This window comes from Bartonella sp. MU37NMGALS, assembly GCF_042194015.1.
GTDB lineage: Bacteria > Pseudomonadota > Alphaproteobacteria > Rhizobiales > Rhizobiaceae > Bartonella > Bartonella grahamii.
Window position 1 is genome coordinate 205954 of the sequence record NZ_JBHIML010000001.1, and the last position, 20647, is coordinate 226600.

Below are 20647 nucleotides of genomic sequence, written 5' to 3' on the forward strand. Positions count from 1 at the left end.
ATTATTTCTCCATACTGTAATATTTTTTCAAACGATCAGCTGTTTCTTTAGGCATATAAGTTTCATCATGTTTTGCTAAAATACGCATCCCTATAAAAAAACCCTGTTTATCAAAATGCCCTTCTACAATCACTCCCTGACCTTCACGAAAAAGATCCGGTAAGGCACCGTTGAAAACTACTTTTTCATGTTTTTTGTTATCCGTTACAAAAAAAATAACGCCTCTCTCTCCAACATATTGAACGGTTCCCTTTTCAACAAAGCCACCCAAACGCAAAGGGCGCTCCGTTAAAATATCTTCTCTTGTAATTTCAGAGGGCATTCTAAAAAAACTGACCGCATGACGCATTGCATACACTATGAGACTTGCTGCAATTGTCATAACCAAACAACATAATAATATGATCAGTAAGCGCCTTTTTTTTCGCTGCTCTAAAATAACCTTCCATGAGGCAGAACTCTTTAAAGATTGACTGTTCATAGACACTCTGCGAAAAAAGTTTAAATACGTTATAATTAAGTATCAATATTTTATTTCTTAAGAGCTTTGCACATCTTCTACATAGGTGCAAGATTTCTTTTCTCTGTATGCTCACGCGATAAATCACGTAACTGAATCATCATTTTTTTAACACGTGATTGTCCTGAAAAATTTTCAGGCATTGTATCAAGAAAGCTTTGTAAAAATTGCACTGCCTGCGCAGTTTTTCCTGCTTGATGCAATGCATCGGCCAACAACAAACGTGGATAAAAATCTGTTGGGGCTAAATCTGCTGCTTTTTGAAAGGCATTTTGCGCTTCTTGCGTTATCACCCCCCCTTCATAACCAACCAATGCTAAACCGTATCCGACAAGCCTTGGAGCTGTTTCTCCATTCAAACGAAGTGCATCTAAATAGGTATTCACAGCTTCTGGAAAAAGGCTTTCTTCGAGATACCCTACCGCTAACGCATCTGCTAGCTTGCCATCATGAGGTGCACGGAAAAAAAGCACTTGTAAACGAATAAGCTTTTCTTGCTTACTAAGAGTTTTAGGATCCTTATCCATTAATTCGCTAAAAAAATAACTTTTCACTTCTGGACTGCCTGTCAGACCATAAATATTCCATGTCATAAGAAGAACAAATAAAATACTTAAAGCCTTAAGAATATTTCTTTTTTTATAATGCATATAAAGCTTGTTAAACTCAATCGTATGCTTATGACTTCTATAGCCATCCACGGTTTGAACTTTCCATTCTTTCTTTATATCATCGTCAAAACGTAGTGAAAGAAAAAGAATACTTGCCAGAAAAGTCAGAAAAAATGCTGCAAAAATTAATAAAAGCATATCATTTTTTTCCAATACGCACAGAGAATGACTCGCTTACATTTTACCATCTTCATGAGAAGAGTGATGTGAATTGATAAAAATTCATTTTTTCATGGAAAATATTATAAATATCTATCATATATATCAATTAAGCAAAGAAACTAAAAACAATGTTTCCCTACTCTTTATGTATTATCTGAAAATACTGCTTTACAAACTTTATAGACATTTCTTGCTTAAGGCGAAAATATGTTATTCTCCCATCTTAGGTAATAAAACTTTTGCATACAACCCACCCAAATCAGAACGTGATAAAAAGAGCTTGCCACCATATTCACTGACCATATCTGAAACAATTGCTAGCCCTAAACCTGCCCCTAGTTTACTTTCATTAAACCGCCGCCCTCTTTTTAATGCTTCCTCCATTTTGTCTTCTGTTAAACCAGGGCCATCATCTTCTACAAAGATACTAAAATATTCTGTTTCTTCAACATTTTCTTCTAAACAACAAGAGATCAAAACCTTTGCTCGAGACCACTGAGTAGCATTTTCAATCAAATTCCCTATAATTTCTTCTAAATCTTCCTTCTCTCCAGAAAAAACAATATCATCAACATCCATAATAAATTGAATTTGTTTTTCAGGATTAAGCTTTTTCATAACCCGCACTAAACGTTCAAGCACACTGCGAACAGACGTATGATAGACAATACTATCGCATTGTGCTGCAATCCGCGCACGCTGAAGATAATGATTGATTTGAGCTTGCATTATTTGCGTTTGCTCTCTCAACAAACAAGCCTTTTCTCCGCGCATCTTATCTGTCTCATTCATAATCACGGATAGAGGCGTTTTCAATGAATGAGCAAGATTACCAACCTGTGTGCGAAATCGCTCAATAATACGCTGATTATTATTAATGAGAGCATTCATCTCTTGTACAAGCGGCATTACTTCGCTTACTAAATCCGTATTCACATAGTGAACTTTTCCTTCGCGAATATCATTCAATGCGCGTCGAATAAGCTTCAACGGTTGAAAACTAAAGAAAATAATAGCAATATTAATAAGGACACTCCCGATACCAAAACTCCAAAGAAAAATTTGCAAAGTTCGCTTAAATTCCTTTACCTGGGCATGAGCTTCATCGATATTCCCAACAAGCCGAAAACGTGCAATATGATTTTCATTATCAAGAACAACATCACTCTCAATCACTTGTAGCTTTTGACCATTGTTCCCCTTTATCCGATAAGAGCGAAAGAACTTATTGTCAAAAGGTATATCAACATCACTTGGTGTAAATATCTCGCCTGTTCCCAATGAGGGGGATGTCAATCTTCCTTTTAAATTATGGGATATCGCAACAACTTCCCAATACCATCCTGTTGTTGGATCAGAATAACGAATATCATCAATCCCAGCCCCTCCTCTCAAAGTACCTTCCGATGACACCGTCACTGTTGCAATAAGACTGTAGAGTTGAGCAGAAAGAATACGCTCTAGGCTTTGTTCAGTTGAACGTTTATAAAATAAAATACTTACTGCAGAAATCGATAAAAGAGAAATAACAACCCATAATGTTGATAAGACCATAACACGTAAACTGAGAGATCGAGTAATTACAAAAAAGAACCTCCTACACCAATTATTCTCTTCGAAAGTATTCATTAATCACCTAGCGTTCTCACGCGATACCCCATTCCTCGAATAGTTTCAATCAAATCCACTCCAAGCTTTTTCCGTAACCGACCTACAAAGACTTCCACCGTATTCGAGTCCTTATCAAAATCCTGATCATAAAGATGTTCCGTAAGCTCTGTTCTTGAAATGACCCTATCACAATGATGCATGAGATACGAAAGTAGTCTGAATTCATAAGATGTTAGTTTAATCAACTGACCATCCACAAAAACACGAGACGTCTTCGTATCCAACAAAACATTTCCGCAACATAATGCACTTGTCGCATGTCCCGTAGCGCGACGAATTAATGCCCGTAAACGCGCCATCACTTCCTCCAAATGAAATGGCTTCACAACATAATCGTCAGCCCCAGCATCAATACCGTGCACCTTATCAGACCAACGGTCTCGCGCTGTTAGCATTAAAACAGGCATGGAGTGCCCTTCTTGACGCCATTTTTCAACAACACGAATACCATCAATATACGGTAAACCTATATCAAGTATCACCGCGTCGTAAGACTCTGTGCTACCTAAAAAATAAGCCTCTTCACCATCGAAAGCACTATCGGAGACATATCCTGCACGTCTTACAGCTTCTACTAATTGATGGTGAAGATTCCGATCATCTTCAACGATTAAGATACGCATCACAACACCATCTGCCAAAAACTAATCAGCAGGAACAAAAAACTCAACACGACGTAACTTTTCACCATTACGGGCTGGTACAACAACTACAATTGCACACATGTCCTTTCCGTCCTGAACTACCGATTTTGAACGGACGAGAACCCCGCTCTCTTGCGCGGCAACCTTCTTACCTACTTCAGCACACCCAGAAGCTAGAACAGAATCTGCTCCTAAAAAAGCTGCTATTATTACAAACAAGAATTTTTTTTTCATCATAAATATTTCAATAACCCATCTCTTCTTTTCCTTGATAAAGAATAAAAGAAATAATGGTTTTTTTGGGTCGACTTAAAAATCACAAATGGAAATAATTTATCCTCTATCTTACAGAAGAACACATTAATATTATTCCAAATTTTTAAAAACTCAAAATAAAATATTTTTAATAATGAGAATAAAATTTATTCAATAAAATAATAAAATCTTAATACACTATCTTACGAAAAATGAATAATTCTAAAATAAACTCTTTCTCTGTTAGCACTATAGCAAAAAAATACTTCTACTCCATATAATTATTGTAGATTTGTTTGGTTGTATTTCTTTGCCATAGGCTCTCTTTAAATGTTTGATTTTTTTAAAAAAAAGAAAAGGCAACATCGTAAGCCATTTCACAGTCCTGCTCTCATTGAATTAGACGCACGATTAGACACAGCGCTTTATCACATTCGTTCTGCTAACAGTTTTTTCTGGAAAAAGGCAAAAATCGTCTCACAAAATTTTCATCTTCAAGGATGGAAACGTTTTATCGTTGAAGTTCTCGATGAAATACTGACATTAGGGTTGATGGGATTTACTCTTTTCACTATTTTAGGCATTTCTATTTTTGAACTGACCAAAACAGATTGGTCTTCTCCTAAAAACTTTTCCATTCTTTTTCTAGATCGCTATGGAAATTCCATTGGGCACCGTGGTGCATTGCCAGCGATCTCTGTCCCCGTTGAAGAAATGCCTGACACTGTCATTAAAGCGGTTCTTGCTACAGAAGACCGTCGTTTTTTTGATCATTGGGGTATTGATTTTCAAGGACTTACACGGGCAATTTCACAAAATATGCAAGCTAACGGTGTGGTGCAAGGTGGCTCAACTCTCACACAACAATTGGCTAAAAATTTATTCTTAACAAACGAGAGAACCATAACACGTAAAATCAAAGAAGCTTATCTTGCTCTTTGGCTAGAAGCAAATTTTAGCAAAAAACAGATTTTACAACTTTATCTTGACCGGGCCTATATGGGAGGAAATAATTTTGGTATTGCCGCAGCGGCAAAATTTTATTTTGGAAAAAACATACGTCATATATCCTTAAGTGAATCTGCTATGTTAGCAGGACTCTTTAAAGCTCCAACAAAATATGCTCCTCATAGTCATCTCTTTGCGGCTCAAACACGTGCCAATGTAGTCCTTTCTAATCTTGTTAATAGCGGCTTTATGACGAAGAGCCAGATTATCAATGCGCATCGCCACCCTGCTAGGGCACTTCCCCAAATAGAAAATAATCAGGCTGATTATTTTCTTGATTGGGCATTCGAGGAAGTCAAAAAAATGCGTAATCAACTTCCAAGCCATAGTTTAATTATTCAAACGACCCTTGATCCGAATATTCAAAAAGCAGCAGAAGAATCAATTGCATATCATTTACATCAATATGGTCAACAATATCGCGTAACACAAGCTGCCACTGTTATACTCGATAATAACGGTGCCGTATGCGCAATTGTTGGAGGACTAGATTATAAAAAGAGTCAATTTAACAGAGCAACACAAGGCGGACGGCAAACTGGTTCTTCATTCAAACCCTATGTTTACGCAACCGCACTGGAACACGGACTGTCTCCCTCAACAATCGTTCTAGATGCTCCCATCAATTGGGGGGGGTGGACACCAAAAAATAATTCTGGTCGTTATTTGGGGAAAATTGATTTAGCAACAGCTTTAGCTTTTTCCATTAATACAGTCCCTGTGTATCTCACCTATCAATATCTTCACCGCGATACCCAACCCATCATAGATCTCATCAAGAATATGGGGATTAACGCGCATATTTTATCACACAAAACGATGGTTCTTGGCACTTCCAACATGACCCCCATGGATCAAGCAACTGGCTTTAATGTCTTTGCGAATGGCGGGATAGCTGGTAATCGGCATGGGTTCATGCAAATCAGAACAATCGATGGGCATGTGGTATGGGATTTCGAGCATAACGGAAATAAGTTACACCGAGTTCTCAGCAGACAATCAGCTGCCTATATGAACCAAATGATGGTGGGTGTCACAACACGAGGGTCTGGTAAGCGTGCTGCTCTGCCTATGACTCTTGTCGCTGGGAAAACTGGAACATCACAATCCTATCGTGATGCTTGGTTTGTTGGCTTTACTGGTAATTATACTGGAGCGGTATGGATGGGAAATGATAACTTTTCACCGATGAATCGTGCTTTTGGGGGTGGAGTCCCTGCCATGATATGGCAACGCATCATGCTTGCTGCACACCAAAATATTATGCTCAAACAACTCTATGGTGTTAAAGATTCTCTTCTTCCTTATCATCCCCCAATACTTTCCTCCCATGTAGATTCTGAATTTTTTCCCCCAACACCCTCTACGCTTTCTCCTGAAACATTGAATATTGTGCGATTGATTAACAAAGATCTGAAAAAACCATCTGCAATTTCTTTGAAGATGAAAACAACTGGAGATTCAACATTTTGAATTCAAGATATTCACTGATGTTTTTTAATATCACCATTTTCTTTTTTATCTTCGCTTTTTCTATTTTATGTGGAAAATTGAGTGTCGATTATGTGCTCAATTCCTTTCATCATTTTGGACTCTTTAGAATTGGAAAATGGAGTGCTTATCCACAAATGGGAACCGCCAATATGGATCCCTATACCCGCGCCCGCACCGCTAAACAAGGCATTGTTTCACTCGGACGTACTGAAGGTATACAATTCCAGATTTGGCAAGATAACCAAGGGCGTCCACTCCACCCTCGCTGTCATTATTTGCTCAAAGGCACCATTCCTGAAACCCGTCTTTTTACCCTTTATACAGCTGACAAATCCCTAAAGCCCTATACTTCATCCAAAGAAATACCTTTTGAACTCCACACGAACGCTATTACTTATGAGCATGATGGCTCATTGCGCATCAATATTTCACCTACACCGCAAGCCGGCAATTGGCTTGCAACAGTTAGTCAAAAAGAATTCGGGCTTATTCTTACCTTATACGATACCCCAATCATCTCTGCAACGGCATTACAAAAGCTTACAATGCCATCAATAGAACAAATTCCATCAGGACAAATAAATTGTGACTAGATTCATTTATATCGCACTTCTTGCAATCATTGGCGCTATTATCGTTCATATTTGCGTTCTCTTTCTCATCCCCTATTGGGCACAAAATAATATATGGACAGCACTTAAAAAATCCGGCGCCCCTTATCAATTTGTTGCTTTTACTCCCGATAATCCTATTCAACAATCTGCTGATCCACTCTTTCTTCTTAAAGTCTGCAGATTTAATCTTGAAAATGGACCTGTTCATTTAAAAGCTTTGAAAACACGACAATTTTGGTCACTCGCTGCTTACACACACAAAGGAATTATTTTCTATAGCCTTAATGACCGAACAGCCCCTGATGCTACACTCGATCTTATTATTGGAAAACCAATACAAATAATAGAACTCAAAAAATCAAAACCTAAAATAAATGCTAATTCAGTTTTGGTTGCTAAAAATTTGAATGAAGGTTTTGTCATTTTACGTATTTTTGCCCCTTCTTCACTTGCAAAAAAGGAAAGTGAAGCTTTCCTTTCATCTGCGACCTGCCGCATATTTTATGAATAAAAACGGACTAACCTCTCATTTGTACAACACCTTACTTTCTATACAAAATCAACGAAGCCTCTCAAAATGGTTATCTTTTTTCTCTATTAATCGAATACTCGAATTCAAGTTTGTCTGATTGTAGATCCCTAAATTTTTTATTGAGGTAGAATGAAATCTCTATTGCACATCATCATATCCTATTTGATACGCATTATCTGACAGAAAAAACTCCCCGCAATCAGAAGAGAAAAATCAAGAGTAAAGTTCTAGAAAAATATGCTGTTAACGACTGTAAGCTTGCTATTTGAATTTATTTCTTTTTATTTACAAACGTTTCCATAAAGTTCGCATCAATGACATGATAAACTATAGAAGAAATACTGATTACCTTCCATGAAGTGCGAAAATAATCGCTGGAAACTTATAAGACATTATGCATCCTTGACCTCAAAAATAAGTGCTTTATTTTTCTCTTATAAGCAGAAGCTTTTTGTAAGATAGGCACTCTGAAAAAACTTGGCTTATAGTTTACAATTGAGGGGAAAAAACTTCATGAAGAAGAGATATGTTCGGTTCGTTTCAAGAGCAGCAGTATGGTCCCCTCGATTTGGTGGATTAGCGTTCTTTATTTTATTATTTTCAGTCATTTTACAACGTTTTTCCGTCATTAACGTAACCGACTTCATAATTTTGATCGGAATCTCTACCGGCTGTGTGATTATTTCTCTTTTTCTTGCTTTAAAAGCACTTTACAGCTTATGGGTCTATGGAGCCCTAGGGGGAATGAAAGCTTTAAAAGGGATCATTTATTCGGTAATAACGGCTACACCACTGATGTTATTTTTTGGACTTTTGTTTACCTTACCGGCTCTTTACGATATTTCTACCGATACACAAAAACCGCCAGCTTTTTTTCGCACAATACGTCCCAGCGATACTTTACCGCTCAAAAGTGTTTTGACTGAACAAGCAGCAATACAGATGTCACAATGGCCAGAAATATCGGGGCGCCGTTATGATGGCTCACCTGACCGTATTCGCGAATCCGTTCTCAATGTTTTAGCAGCCTATGATTGGCCTGTTGTGGCGCAACGAGAATTCAAAGGCGAAGAAAATGAAATTTATATCGAAACGAGAGCTAAAACTTTTTACCTTGGTTTCATTTCAGACATTGTCATTCGTTTAACTGATGAAGGGGATACCACTTTTGTTGATATGCGCTCTGCTTCTCGTTATTTACCAAGAGATTTGGGGACAAATGCTGCTTTTATTATCGATTTTATGGATGCACTTGATACAGAAATCGCGTCACTTCCTCTTTCTCAAGATGATGGATAAAAATCAAGAGAGATAAGGCACTTTATTTCATAAAAATTGCTTATTTTTCAATAAATATGACACATAAGAAGAGAATCACTTTTCAAAATCTATAAACTAAAAATTCTTATACAAAAGATAATATTCTCAAACCTAACCATTCTTGAAACAATGAAAAAGATTAAAAAATAGGAAATAAAAAACAGAAATATTGATAATAATATTAAAGTCTCTGTCTAACTGTAATCAGTAAATATTTTTTAAAGTTTAATATTAAATAAATTATTATAAAACTCATATCAAAAACATTATTATATAAAGATAATAAATAATCATTTTTCATATAAATAACGTATACAAATAAAAACTGTTATAGAAAGTAATATAGCAAATATAATGAAAAAAAATGTGCTTAAAAACATTTTTTTCACAATTTCTTTGTTACTATAACTTTTAGATTTATAATATGAAAACAATGTATAGAAAAATATAAATAAAGCACCTATAGAAAATAATAATTCTACAATAATACTAATAAGCTCATTCATAAAAAAAATCCAAAATAAAATATCTATTGTCTTAAACAAAAATATTCCTGAAATCAATTACCATAGCTTTAAAGTATGTTTACAATATCACTGATCTCAGAAATATCTTTATCGTTATTTTCTAAATAAATTAGAAACAGTGTTCTTCCACTTTACGGATGGCATTGATTGTACTTATCTATCAAACCGTTAGCAATTCCTCCTAATCCGCCTCCTACTACTCTAGGTAGACCAGCTACTGCACCCAGCCCCTCCTCCTAATACGGCCTCCCACGAGACCGCCTGTGCCTACTGTTTGAGCATAAGAGCCTGCGCTACAACCATCTTATTCTGGAAAAAGCCAACTTTTGGGATGTGAGTTACTACTTGAATCATTTGATGAGCTTGAACTACCCATTTTTAGTCTCCTTAATATTATTAAAAAACTGTATCATAACGATACAGTGGGAATTTCATTATTATTCATTTTATAATAAGTCAAACATAATTTGTATAAATAATAAATACACTATGTTTATATTATATTTATACAAAATATATATTTTGTATAAATATAATACTATTTACAATACTGTTTAAATATGCGACATCCATCGCTCTTTCTCTTAAACAAAATCATAAATTCAAATGAGTCATTCATAAGAAAAACCAGTATCATTCTCTTGGTTTACAAGAACAACAAAGAAATATATCTATATCGCCCGCTATCGCCAACTGTCGCGTGAAACAGAACTGAATCTTCAAGGATTAAAAGCAAAGCTTGATAGCACTCAATACCATCTTGACCACTCATCACTCTATGCGCCTGTTGATGGACGTATCGATGATTTAAGTATCCATACTTTGGGCGGCTTTGTAGAAGCTGGTAAAACGCTTATGCGTATTGTCCCTGATGCAGGTGGTCTCATTGTTGAAGCGTTTTTTGATAATCGAGATATTGTTTTTTTAGAAAAGGGCCAACGTGCTTACATCAAGTTTTCTGCCTTTCCACCTGAACGTTTCGGTGTTATCCACGGTACAGTCGTTAATGTAGGCGCTACAGCGCGCTATAATAAAGAAATTAATGGTGTCTATGCTGTTTTAATCAAAATTGACCAAGATCACATCACTTTGAATAACAAACATCTTAAATTTATCCCTGGCATGACTGTGGCAACGGATGTCATTACCTCAAAACGGCGTCTCATTTCCTATTTCTTTGAACCTATTACCAAAGTTTTAGAACAATCTCTAAAGGAAAGATAATGTCTGTAAATGAAAATTCATCACCTTCACTCATAGATCCTCTTACGGCTTTGGGTGCCATGATTGTTTTAATGCTTACATCTCCCTTATACCGCCGCTGGCGAATCTGGGATATCGAACGAAATTTAGGACCAGCTTTACAGACTGGGCAATATAAACTCTATAAAAATGAACGTGGAGAATTTTGTGCCTTTATCACTTGGGCTTTTTTAGATGAAAAAAATCATCAATCTATGCTTGAAAAGGGAGAATTTTGATCCGATGCCAATTGGCAGAATGGAAAATACGTATGGTTTATTGATTGTGTAGCACCTTATGGCCATACTGCTCATATTGTACGCGATATGCAACGAAATATATTTCCTGATCAGCATTATTGCTACGCTGTTCGACGTAATGAAGATGGTGAAATACGAAAAATTGCGCGCTGGTGTTGCTACAGAGCACAAAATCCAGCCAAATAGTTTTTCTAAAGCAAGTGCGCATAAATCATTTACCCCTCGTCTTATAGAAAAGAATCTTTTAAAAGAGCTCTTTAAGCGATAGCTATAGTAAAAGAAAACCTTACCATATTTAGAGCTAACCCGCTACAAATGGGTATTTTTCAGCTTACCAGACTTGCTATGAATAGCAACAGAGGTTAAGAAGGCTAATCCACTCTCTACAAGCTGAAGTTTGATAACTAATTTCACTAGAATTGGCTGGGGTACCTGGATTCGAACCAGGGAATGCCGGTACCAAAAACCGGTGCCTTACCGCTTGGCTATACCCCAAAAAAACATGCTTTATAGCGACTCTTGCACCTTATAGCGATTCCTGTGATTGGACGCAATATCTGAAAATCAAAGACCTTACTTTTTTATCATAAAGTGCCTGAGTCTTGTATGGCATTGCATCAATACAAAGTCGTAGCAGAAACTGATATACAGTTGTGCTTTTAACACAAATAGAAAACATTTATCCAGCAATTATTTTGCTCTTTGTATTGATTTTTTAGGAACAGAAAATGACAATCTTGTAGTTTACTCATGTATCTAATAAATTAGCATATGATTTACTTTTCTTGATATATTCCAATCTCATCTTGCTTCATTAATATAAAAGCTGTCACCATATTGGAAACTGGTAAAGTGTGTGATAGTTGCTGTACTCTTTCATTAAGCGTAAAGATGATAATGTCCACTGGTTTTTACATTATATTATTCATGAGTAGCGCCATAAAATGAAATCAAGCACATTGAAAATATCTCCTAAAAATAACACTTAAATATTCTATTGCAAACACTATGACATACCAATAGGTTAGAAGAGTTTTGCAAAAATTAAAAATATTTTATCTGGCATTTGAAAAAATAAAGATATAAGAACAAACGATAATAGCTATTTCTATTTACTTTTTATTCAAAAGATAATGGTATTTTTATCGGTTCATAGATATAAAAAATCTTCAGAAACAATCTTTATATAGACTAATGCCTTTTTTGATTAATTAGCATACATTTCCTAAAAGCTCCTTTTACAAAAAGAGAGACATTAAAATTAATTTCATATAAATAGGTATTCAACATTTGCTTTTAAATTCGGTAAATGGCAAATTAGACTTATGAAATAAGCTTAACAATTAGAATCGAGGAGATTTTTAAATGGCTTTTGAATTGCCCCCGTTGCCTTATGATTACGATGCCCTTTCACCTTATATGTCACGCGAAACGCTTGAATATCATCATGATAAGCATCACCTCGCTTATCTTAACAACACCAATAATTTTGTGAAAGAGTTAGGCTTAGAAAATGAAAGCCTTGAAGATATTGTTAAAAAAAGTTTTGGAAAAAATATTGGTTTGTTTAATAATGCAGCACAATATTACAATCATAACCACTTTTGGCTTTGGATGAAAAAAGATGGTGGTGGCCAAAAACTTCCTGAAAAGTTAGCAAAAGCTATTGACGCTGATCTAGGTGGTTACGACAAATTCCGCGCTGATTTTATTGCTGCTGCTAGTGCCCAATTTGGTTCTGGATGGGCGTGGGTTGCTGTTAAAGATGGCAAGCTTGAAATTATGAAAACGCCTAATGGCGAAAATCCCTTAATTCACAATGCTCGGCCTATTTTAGGTGTCGATGTGTGGGAACATTCCTATTACATTGATTACCGCAATACTCGACCGAAGTACCTCGAATCCTTTGTAGACCATTTAATTAATTGGGACTATGTTTTGAAACTTTATGAAGAATGTGAACTTTAAGCTATCTAGATAATTTTTTAGTGTATGAAAGTCCCTATAAACCAATAAATTATGGGGGACTTTCAAACAAAGATATTATGGATTAGCAACAGTCTTTCCCTGTTATCTTTAGAATATATGCATAGATATAGGCAATTTCTTCTAGCTTTGAAAAACGTCCAGCTGCACCAGCGTGCCCTGAATCCATATTAATACGTAATAAAATTGCATTATCGTCTGTTTTTAAGTCTCGTAATTTTGCCACCCATTTTGCAGGCTCCCAGTAAGTTACACGAGGATCTGTTAATCCTGCCATCACAAGTATAGGGGGATAGTTTTGAGCTTTGACATTATCGTAGGGTGAATAGGAAGCAATAAGCTTATAATCTTCTTCTGATTCAAGAGGATTCCCCCATTCGGCCCATTCTGGAGGTGTGAGTGGCAATGAAGCATCTAACATTGTCGCTAAAACATCAACAAAAGGCACATTCGCTACGATTCCAGCAAAATCCTGTGGAGCTATATTGGCAATGGCTCCCATCAACATCCCCCCTGCTGAACCACCATAAGCAATAAGCCGGTCGTGAGAAGTGAATTTATTGTTTACAAGGTAACGTCCACAAGCAATAAAATCTGTAAATGTATTGTGCTTAAAGAGATGTTTTCCTTTCTCATACCATTCTACTCCCTTTTCTTTTCCTCCGCGAATATGAGCAATCGCGTAAATAAAACCTCTGTTTACTAGAGAAAGTATATTACTATTGAAACTGGCAGGAATAGAGATCCCATAAGCACCATAACCGTAAAGCAGACAAGGCGCACCACCATCAAGAGGAGTGTTTTTGTGATAAAAAAGTGAAATAGGAATCTTCTCACCATCGTCTGCTATTGCTGTAATACGTCGTGTTACATATGCATCTTTATTATGCCCAGAGGGAATTATTTGCGTTTTTAAAAGCATTCGTTTACGACTTTTCATCTCATAATCAAACACTTGATCAGGTGTTGTCATAGACGAATAGGAAAAACGAATAGTTGGACTGTTATATTCTGCAACCCCTTGTAGACCTAAAGAATAAGCCTCTTCAGTAAAAGCAATGGAATTAACTTGTTTAGTGGTACGTTCCATTACCTTTATACGTGGAAGCCCCTCAAACCGTTCGATCCAGACAAGAAAATCTTGATAAGCATCATGGGATAAGATTAGGCACCCAAGCTGATGTGGGACAAACTCAGACCAATTTTCTGATTGTGGGGATGTATATGGCGCTACCATAATTTTGAAATCTTTTGCATTATCTAGATTGGTCAGAATATAGAAGACATCACCACCTGCTGTAAGTGAATATTCAATACCTTTTTGTCGTTTCCGTACACATTGGGGATTAGTAAAAGGCGCCTCAGCAGGAATCAACCAGATCTCTGATGTTTCATGATCATGAATATTAATATAAATAATATCGTTAAGCTTAGAGCCGCTTACATCTAAGAAAAAACTTGGATTGTCTTCGCGAAAAATAAGCTTATCTTGTGATTGATCAGTGTTTAATCGGTGATAATAGAGCTCTGAAGGTCGGTGATTTTTATCCATTTTAGTATAGAAAAAACCTTCAGATTTAGCATCCCATACAATTTGACCAGATGTATCAGTAATTGTGTCCATACAGTCAGACAATGTCTCAAAATTACGAATTTTAGCTGTATAGAATTCTGATCCTTTGTCATCATAGGTCCATACCACATGTATATGGTCAGGAGATTCTTGAACTGAACCAAATTTGAAATATTCTTTGCCTTCTGCCAAGACATCACCATTAAGGTACACGTTTTTTTCTCCGCCATTCCTTGGTGTCCGAAAATAATGTGGTTGTTGGCCTCCGGTAACATAAGAGAATCCGTAAGCAAAAGGACCATGTTTTATAGGAACAGAACTATCATTCTCTTGGATCCTGTTTTTTATTTCGGTAAAAAGCAAATCTCGTAATGGTTTTGTATCAGCCATTTGAGCTGATTGATAAGCATTTTCTTTTTCAAGATAATGTCGAATATTTGGATCAAGACAGTTAGGATCTTTAAAAACATCTTGCCAGTTAGACGCACGTAGCCAATGATAGGGATCATCACGAAAAATACCATGATATATTTCCTTATGAGTGATTCTAGATGCTTTGGGAGGAATTGCAAAAGTGCGGGTCATACACAATCCTATATTAAAATATGTTAACAACTTCGTTTATACATTAGAATCACAATTATTGATGCAAGTGTAAAAATCTATAAGTTCTATTCACTTGTAAAAATAGCGCCATGATAATTTTTAAAACTAATATCTTTCTGTCCATTACATATCACAGCTATTGTTTTCTAGGGATATAATACCATTTTTATAACGAAAGTGACTGGTAAGACAATTAAACTATGAGAAAAAGAATTGATTTTTTTTGAAACAGTATAATCTTATAATTTTATAGAAAGCAATAAATATATTTAAAGTGTTTTCGTTTGTGTATAAAACATAAAAATATTATATGTCGTTTTAATGAATAGTTTTATATTATAAGTAATTCCACTGTGTCTTATTTATAATATAGATTGTTATTTATTATTAAATTTAATAAGTATAAATAATAAAAATAAATTTAAAATTTATTAAAAATAAAATTACTCAATTATAAATATTCAAAATAAAAAATACTAATTTATATATTATATTTTTATAATTAGTAATTTTATTTTTACATTCTCAAAAAAAAATAAATAAATTTTATCCTATATTTTTTATATTTGTAATGTATTGTATATTATGTATGATATGTTATAGGATAAAAATATATTTTAGCATGTAATAATTTCGTTTTTCTTATTTTATATTATGACCAAAAAGAGGTGTTTATTTGATTTTTTTGTGTTTTGGCAATTTTATAGAATAATTGAATTGACAAAAAAGATTTTTGTACAATATGAAACTCGTGTGCATGAGATCTTTATATCATGAGTATGTGCACTATATCTCGATTTTGAATTACTCAATTTTAAATTAAAGGAAACAAGAATGGAACATCGTGCAGTCTTAGAGACTGAAAGCAATTTAGTTATTACATTGGTTGCTGATATTGTTGCTGCCTACGTGAGTAATAATTCTATTCGACCGACTGAAGTGCCAAGTTTAATTGCTGATGTCCATGCTGCTTTTCGTAAAGCAGGAAATCTAGAGTTAACAGAAGTCGAAGTTGAAAAACAAAGGCCTGCCGTTAATCCAAAGCGTTCAGTATTTCCTGATTATCTCATTTGCCTTGAAGATGGAAAGAAATTTAAATCTCTAAAGCGTCATCTCATGACACATTATGGAATGTTGCCAGAGGAATATCGTGAAAAATGGCAGTTAGATAGTTCTTATCCTATGGTGGCGCCTAATTATGCAAAAACACGATCAGCTTTGGCCAAAGAAATGGGTCTTGGACGCAAAAGTAAACGGAAAAAAACTAAATAATCTTATTTTGCGAAAATAATGGTTTTGTGTATAAATTTGATTTTAGTATACATGTTTTGTGTGAAGCTTTTGTATATATAATAATTTCTACCAAGGGGATTATATATAGCTTTCGTTACGAATCCGTTTAATCATTGATTTCAGACCATTTGATCGTTGTGGTGTAAGATTTTCATTTAAACCAAGTTTTTCAAAGAGCTCTTGAGCATCAGAATTGCGAATTTCAGAAGCTTTTTTGCCTGAATAAAAAGCAAGAAGTATGTAAATAAGTCCACGCACAATATGAGCATCGGAATCACCTTGAAACGTCAATATTGGATCTTCTGAGTTATTACGTGAAGATAAAAGCCACACTTGGCTAACACAACCAGGAACTTTGTGAGCATCGTTTCTAGCGCTTTCCGGAAAAGGTGGCAATTCATGACCAAGCTCAATGACATAACGATAACGATCTTCCCAATTATCCAAAAGCGAAAAGTTCTCTATGATATTACCGATTGTTTCCGCCATTATTTTAGTCCTGTTTCGTTTGAATAATCATTCTTAAATACACTTATAAAAAATAAATATTTATTCTTCCTAACATAAATAACACAAAGAACGTTAAAAATCCTTATTTCAAGATAACATTGTATGGCTTTATAAGAACTCTTGTATTGCGATTTTGCAAGAAACATTAGGGGAAATCTCTGATATTATTGTTGTTCCCTAATATGTTGCCTAAATATTCATAAGCAGCTCTCGCACCGTAATATGCGCGTTCACCAAGTGAACTTAAAAATGATTTTCCTACTTTGCAGGTTTCTATATTACGGTCACAAAATGCTCCTAGGTCATTTAAAGCTTCCTTAAAAGCAATAATCACATCGCTCGTTGTTGTCTCATTATTTTTTGGGCTAGAAGAATGGTTACTACTTGGATTTGCTACAAAAAATGAAATAATGACAAAAATAAAAAATAAAAAAAATGATAATTTGATTAAAAAACGTATCATGGGCAATCAATGTACCGCAGTGGTAAATACAATAAAAGAAGCATTTTATACACTGTTTCTTTATAAACAATTTATAAAATTTGTTTTTTATAAAATTGAGTATTCATTTATTGGATCTATATCATTGGCTTTTTTATAAATATGGCACAATGCCGCTGTATAAAATGGGATACATTGTCTATTCAGTAAAAATTTAACATCCCAATTATACACTTACAAGCTGATCATATTAATGAGCATACCATGATAAAAAGTGAGAGATATAACCATGATCGTGCATAAGAGTTAAGAAATGTACCCCCCACATTTATAACCTTTTATTCCACAAGAAAGTGTAGCAATGAGATAAGGATTAAACACAGAGTCCAATTTCTTTTCCATATTGTGTACATACTTATTTTAAATAATAGTTCATCATCTTAGCTTAGTTGAAAAGGCTAAAAAGAGTCAGACTCTGTTATTCTGACTCTAGTAGTGATAAAATATTTATATTATCTATAAAACTTTTACTAGAACATCACCAACATGATCAATATGTCGATCAAAAGATCAAACAATAGCTTCATCTCTTATAACTCCATCTCAATATCTCAAGACAAGTTTTTCTATAACATTGTAAACATCAATTTAATTGATACAAAAGTAGCTCCACTAAAATATAATAACCTTAAGAGACCAGTATTCTCACCAAACCGTTTACAGAAAAGTAACCCTATATATGTAAATTGTAAAGAATATAATGACTCTTATCTTTTTAACGTTATAGAAAAATAGTCTCTAACTTGTTTTTAAATGATAGGCAAACACCTGCGCCAAAAATGAAGAATAACGTGATATTATTATTGAGATGATTATATGTGATAATGCAGTTTGCAAACACTAAAATGCTCTTGAACGTTAATCATTCGATGTTCTCTTTATACATATTGAAAGATTTGTAAAATCTGAAATTAATGAAAATTGATAAGAGCTCTTGTTGATTGATCAACTTATACATTGATGGAATGAAGCTTCTTATTCTAGGAGTTTGAAAGGAAAAAACAATAATGTAAATGCATTTCTCTCTAGCGAAAAGTAAGAACTAATTTGCATTCGTTTCTTTGTGAAACATAAACGCAACTGAAAATAAAAATGATGACAAAAAAACGAAAGACGACCCGAAAAAAAACTGTAAAACACCGTAAATACTCTAGTAGTATTGTTATAACACTTCTTCTTATAATTTTTCATTTTATTTTTTGGATAGCAAAAACTCTTTATTTCTATACACGAAAAAATACTTTATTTTTTGTTGGATCTCTTCTTTTTAGCATTAGTTTTTTATTTATTTCATTTAATGCTTTATTTTCGCAAATGACAACGCATCAAAATATTTTAACTCAAATGAAATTTTCCTCCGTTCAAAGTATAGGAAAGAGCTCTACTTTATTGGAAAAAGAAGCAAAATCACAAGAACTCTCTCGTGTAACTTCTCTACATTCTCCAAGTCATCACCATACAAATTCACCTTTACCTCCTCAATCAGCAAGCATGCTGGAAAAGCAAAAAGAACTAGCAAAATTAGGACTTTATGATGGACCTTTAGATGGACTGGAAGGACCTAAAACACGCCGTGCCATCACTTTATGGAAACAACAAGCTGCTCAGAGAATGCAAAAGAATGTTCTATCTAATCCCGCAACAGATGAAATTGCGATATTAATTAAGCAGAGCGAAATAGAAACAAAAAATATGACGCACTTAAAAGAAGCTATTTCAGAGCCTTCTGTCGAAGATATTATACAAGTGCAAAAAGCTTTACATATTTTTGGGAATGAAGAGGTTATTGTCACAGGAATAGAAGATCAAAAGACGATAGAAGCCTTAAAACAATTTCAAAAAATGTTTGATCTTCCTGTAACAGGTAAAATTAATCACACAATTTTAATGAAAATGCGTGAAATTGGTTTATTAAATTGAAGCTAATCATCTATACTATAAAAATAATCTCTTAATTTATAATGATAATTCATCTTTCGCTTGTTTAATGCCCTCAAACATTCCTTCATCTCAAGCCCTCTTATATTCAATCGATCAGAATGGTTTTCTTACACATTACATATTGAGCCATACAACTTGCTGTAAGAAAACCACAACCGATTGCAGAAAAAAGAAATATTGCAAAATAGCAAACGCGGTCGTTCTAGAATTTTTATTGCTTCTGATGATAAAAGGACACGAAATTTTTGTAGTATCACGTAAACCTTTCATATTATCGAGCCACTAATTGTCCATATCTTATCGTCAATTTGATCTTTATAAATATGATGCAAAGAATTTGTGCAAACATCTGTAAGGATAAGTAGACGTAAAGCTAGTTGTATTATGGTTGTTGTTTCGCAAAGTGTCTGATAAAAAATCGGCAATTCTCTCCAATCTATTGCTGGAAAGTTTTGTGTTTTATGACGTTGTTTTCTAAGAGAACGTGTGCTTTTGGTGTCGCCTATAAATTAACATCTAAACCTAACGCAGCAGCATGTTTGAAGCAAATGTTAAGACAGTTTAGTACTTTCTCAACTGCTATAGCTTTTGTATGCCAAATAGGAGGCAAGGGCATTACGTATCTCTGTTTGTATACTCTCTGAAACAGAGAGACAGTCTAATTTGGGAAGAATATGAAATTTTAAGGGTAGAAACCAATTTTCATCTTTGCCATTTCCTTTTAATTCAGCTTTACGACTTTCAAAGACATCTAAAGCAATGTCTTTAAAATAATGGAGATTACCTATTGCCTCATGCTTTTTTTAGCTCGTATCTTTTTGGGCCCACGCCTCCTCACGTAAAACAAAATGTCCTAAACGGAATATATGTGGATTGCCATTCACGGGCTTTCTTAAAAAAACATTTCTAAAGCACCCAAGCCCATTTCGCAACAACGGCCCGTGAATAATAATAGCAACCCCACTTGTGCGCTATCATCTTTATGCTTGTGACGAAGCAAGCCGGGCACCATTACAACACTATACCTACCTTCAATTTGTGACAGCTCTTGACACTTGAGATGATTCATAAGAAGCATATCCTTGCTTTATTTTTATTCACAGACGCTAATTCCGCCTGTAACATGCAAAAAACATGGTTTTGATTGATTCATTATAAAAGAAGTTGAAATGATAAATTATCATTATAAATCAACATATTGTATAACTTTGATATTCCTTCATAAATGTAAAGATGGTAGTGCATAGTAGAGTTTATATACTTTGGGAAGATTTTTATAAACTTACGGGAAATTTTACACAATCCCCATTCCACGA

The 20647-nt window shown here is 34.6% G+C and carries 15 protein-coding genes, 1 tRNA gene and 2 pseudogenes; 9 read left to right on the forward strand and 9 right to left on the reverse strand.

Annotated elements, in window-relative coordinates; translation table 11 throughout:
• Window position 1: 1 nt before the first annotated feature.
• The 5 genes from ccmE to ACFIJP_RS00860 all read right to left on the reverse strand — a co-directional run bounded on the left by ccmE (window position 2) and on the right by ACFIJP_RS00860 (window position 3905).
• A complete protein-coding gene (ccmE, locus tag ACFIJP_RS00840; protein WP_375625097.1) occupies window positions 2-481 on the reverse strand; it encodes a cytochrome c maturation protein CcmE in 480 nt (159 codons plus the stop codon).
• Between the two features lie 77 nt (window positions 482-558).
• Window positions 559-1329: a tetratricopeptide repeat protein gene (locus ACFIJP_RS00845; RefSeq protein ID WP_375625098.1), complete on the reverse strand. Its 771-nt coding sequence runs from the start codon at window positions 1327-1329 to the stop codon at window positions 559-561.
• Window positions 1330-1563: 234 nt separating this feature from the next.
• Window positions 1564-2982: an ATP-binding protein gene (locus ACFIJP_RS00850; protein ID WP_375625099.1), complete on the reverse strand. Its 1419-nt coding sequence runs from the start codon at window positions 2980-2982 to the stop codon at window positions 1564-1566.
• Complete coding sequence (locus tag ACFIJP_RS00855; protein WP_375625188.1) at window positions 2982-3647, reverse strand: response regulator transcription factor; 666 nt, start codon at window positions 3645-3647, stop codon at window positions 2982-2984. The genes ACFIJP_RS00850 and ACFIJP_RS00855 overlap by 1 nt, the downstream gene beginning before the upstream one ends.
• Window positions 3648-3668: 21 nt before the next feature.
• Window positions 3669-3905, reverse strand: a complete 237-nt coding sequence (locus tag ACFIJP_RS00860) for a hypothetical protein (protein ID WP_375625100.1) — start codon at window positions 3903-3905, stop codon at window positions 3669-3671.
• A gap of 348 nt (window positions 3906-4253) precedes the next feature.
• Here ACFIJP_RS00860 and ACFIJP_RS00865 point away from each other — a divergent pair, with 348 nt between their 5' ends.
• From ACFIJP_RS00865 to ACFIJP_RS00890, 6 genes and pseudogenes are all read left to right on the forward strand, one after another.
• A complete protein-coding gene (locus tag ACFIJP_RS00865; RefSeq protein WP_375625101.1) occupies window positions 4254-6404 on the forward strand; it encodes a transglycosylase domain-containing protein in 2151 nt (716 codons plus the stop codon).
• A 17-nt stretch (window positions 6405-6421) separates the two neighbouring features.
• Window positions 6422-7018, forward strand: a complete 597-nt coding sequence (locus ACFIJP_RS00870) for a DUF1214 domain-containing protein (protein ID WP_375625102.1) — start codon at window positions 6422-6424, stop codon at window positions 7016-7018.
• Window positions 7011-7550, forward strand: a complete 540-nt coding sequence (locus ACFIJP_RS00875; protein ID WP_375625103.1) for a hypothetical protein — start codon at window positions 7011-7013, stop codon at window positions 7548-7550. Before ACFIJP_RS00870 ends, ACFIJP_RS00875 begins: the two co-directional genes overlap by 8 nt.
• Before the next feature lie 534 nt (window positions 7551-8084).
• On the forward strand, window positions 8085-8870 hold the full coding sequence (locus ACFIJP_RS00880; RefSeq protein WP_375625104.1) for a DUF1499 domain-containing protein: 786 nt from the start codon (window positions 8085-8087) through the stop codon (window positions 8868-8870).
• Window positions 8871-10129: 1259 nt separating this feature from the next.
• Window positions 10130-10642 (forward strand): HlyD family efflux transporter periplasmic adaptor subunit, encoded by a 513-nt coding sequence (locus ACFIJP_RS00885; RefSeq protein ID WP_375625189.1) that lies wholly within the window; start codon window positions 10130-10132, stop codon window positions 10640-10642.
• Window positions 10643-10701: 59 nt separating this feature from the next.
• Window positions 10702-11106 (forward strand): annotated as a pseudogene (locus ACFIJP_RS00890) (toxin-activating lysine-acyltransferase).
• A 234-nt stretch (window positions 11107-11340) separates the two neighbouring features.
• Here ACFIJP_RS00890 and ACFIJP_RS00895 read toward each other — a convergent pair.
• Window positions 11341-11415, reverse strand: a tRNA-Gln gene (locus ACFIJP_RS00895).
• Window positions 11416-12285: 870 nt separating this feature from the next.
• Here ACFIJP_RS00895 and ACFIJP_RS00900 point away from each other — a divergent pair.
• A complete protein-coding gene (locus tag ACFIJP_RS00900) occupies window positions 12286-12888 on the forward strand; it encodes a superoxide dismutase (RefSeq protein WP_375625105.1) in 603 nt (200 codons plus the stop codon).
• A gap of 82 nt (window positions 12889-12970) precedes the next feature.
• Here ACFIJP_RS00900 and ACFIJP_RS00905 read toward each other — a convergent pair whose 3' ends face one another.
• Window positions 12971-15064 (reverse strand): S9 family peptidase, encoded by a 2094-nt coding sequence (locus ACFIJP_RS00905; protein ID WP_375625106.1) that lies wholly within the window; start codon window positions 15062-15064, stop codon window positions 12971-12973.
• Between the two features lie 855 nt (window positions 15065-15919).
• Between ACFIJP_RS00905 and ACFIJP_RS00910 the strand changes: the two genes are divergently transcribed.
• A complete protein-coding gene (locus ACFIJP_RS00910) occupies window positions 15920-16357 on the forward strand; it encodes a MucR family transcriptional regulator (protein WP_012754848.1) in 438 nt (145 codons plus the stop codon).
• Window positions 16358-16456: 99 nt separating this feature from the next.
• On the opposite strand, the gene ACFIJP_RS00915 is transcribed toward ACFIJP_RS00910, so the two are convergent.
• Window positions 16457-16867, reverse strand: a complete 411-nt coding sequence (locus ACFIJP_RS00915; protein ID WP_273724544.1) for a SufE family protein — start codon at window positions 16865-16867, stop codon at window positions 16457-16459.
• Window positions 16868-16996: 129 nt separating this feature from the next.
• A pseudogene (locus ACFIJP_RS00920) lies at window positions 16997-17351 on the reverse strand (DUF5330 domain-containing protein).
• 1134 nt (window positions 17352-18485) lie between these two features.
• Between ACFIJP_RS00920 and ACFIJP_RS00925 the strand changes: the two are divergent.
• A complete protein-coding gene (locus ACFIJP_RS00925) occupies window positions 18486-19310 on the forward strand; it encodes a peptidoglycan-binding protein (protein WP_375625190.1) in 825 nt (274 codons plus the stop codon).
• Window positions 19311-20647 lie beyond the last annotated feature (1337 nt).

Coding starts and splice junctions, on each gene's coding strand:
- ccmE (WP_375625097.1), bottom strand. CDS start 481: ATGAACAGTCAATCTTTAAAGAGTTCTGCCTCATGGAAGGTTATTTTA.
- ACFIJP_RS00845 (WP_375625098.1), bottom strand. CDS start 1,329: ATGCTTTTATTAATTTTTGCAGCATTTTTTCTGACTTTTCTGGCAAGT.
- ACFIJP_RS00850 (WP_375625099.1), bottom strand. CDS start 2,982: ATGAATACTTTCGAAGAGAATAATTGGTGTAGGAGGTTCTTTTTTGTA.
- ACFIJP_RS00855 (WP_375625188.1), bottom strand. CDS start 3,647: ATGCGTATCTTAATCGTTGAAGATGATCGGAATCTTCACCATCAATTA.
- ACFIJP_RS00860 (WP_375625100.1), bottom strand. CDS start 3,905: ATGATGAAAAAAAAATTCTTGTTTGTAATAATAGCAGCTTTTTTAGGA.
- ACFIJP_RS00865 (WP_375625101.1), top strand. CDS start 4,254: ATGTTTGATTTTTTTAAAAAAAAGAAAAGGCAACATCGTAAGCCATTT.
- ACFIJP_RS00870 (WP_375625102.1), top strand. CDS start 6,422: ATGTTTTTTAATATCACCATTTTCTTTTTTATCTTCGCTTTTTCTATT.
- ACFIJP_RS00880 (WP_375625104.1), top strand. CDS start 8,085: ATGAAGAAGAGATATGTTCGGTTCGTTTCAAGAGCAGCAGTATGGTCC.
- ACFIJP_RS00900 (WP_375625105.1), top strand. CDS start 12,286: ATGGCTTTTGAATTGCCCCCGTTGCCTTATGATTACGATGCCCTTTCA.
- ACFIJP_RS00905 (WP_375625106.1), bottom strand. CDS start 15,064: ATGACCCGCACTTTTGCAATTCCTCCCAAAGCATCTAGAATCACTCAT.
- ACFIJP_RS00910 (WP_012754848.1), top strand. CDS start 15,920: ATGGAACATCGTGCAGTCTTAGAGACTGAAAGCAATTTAGTTATTACA.
- ACFIJP_RS00915 (WP_273724544.1), bottom strand. CDS start 16,867: ATGGCGGAAACAATCGGTAATATCATAGAGAACTTTTCGCTTTTGGAT.
- ACFIJP_RS00925 (WP_375625190.1), top strand. CDS start 18,486: ATGACAAAAAAACGAAAGACGACCCGAAAAAAAACTGTAAAACACCGT.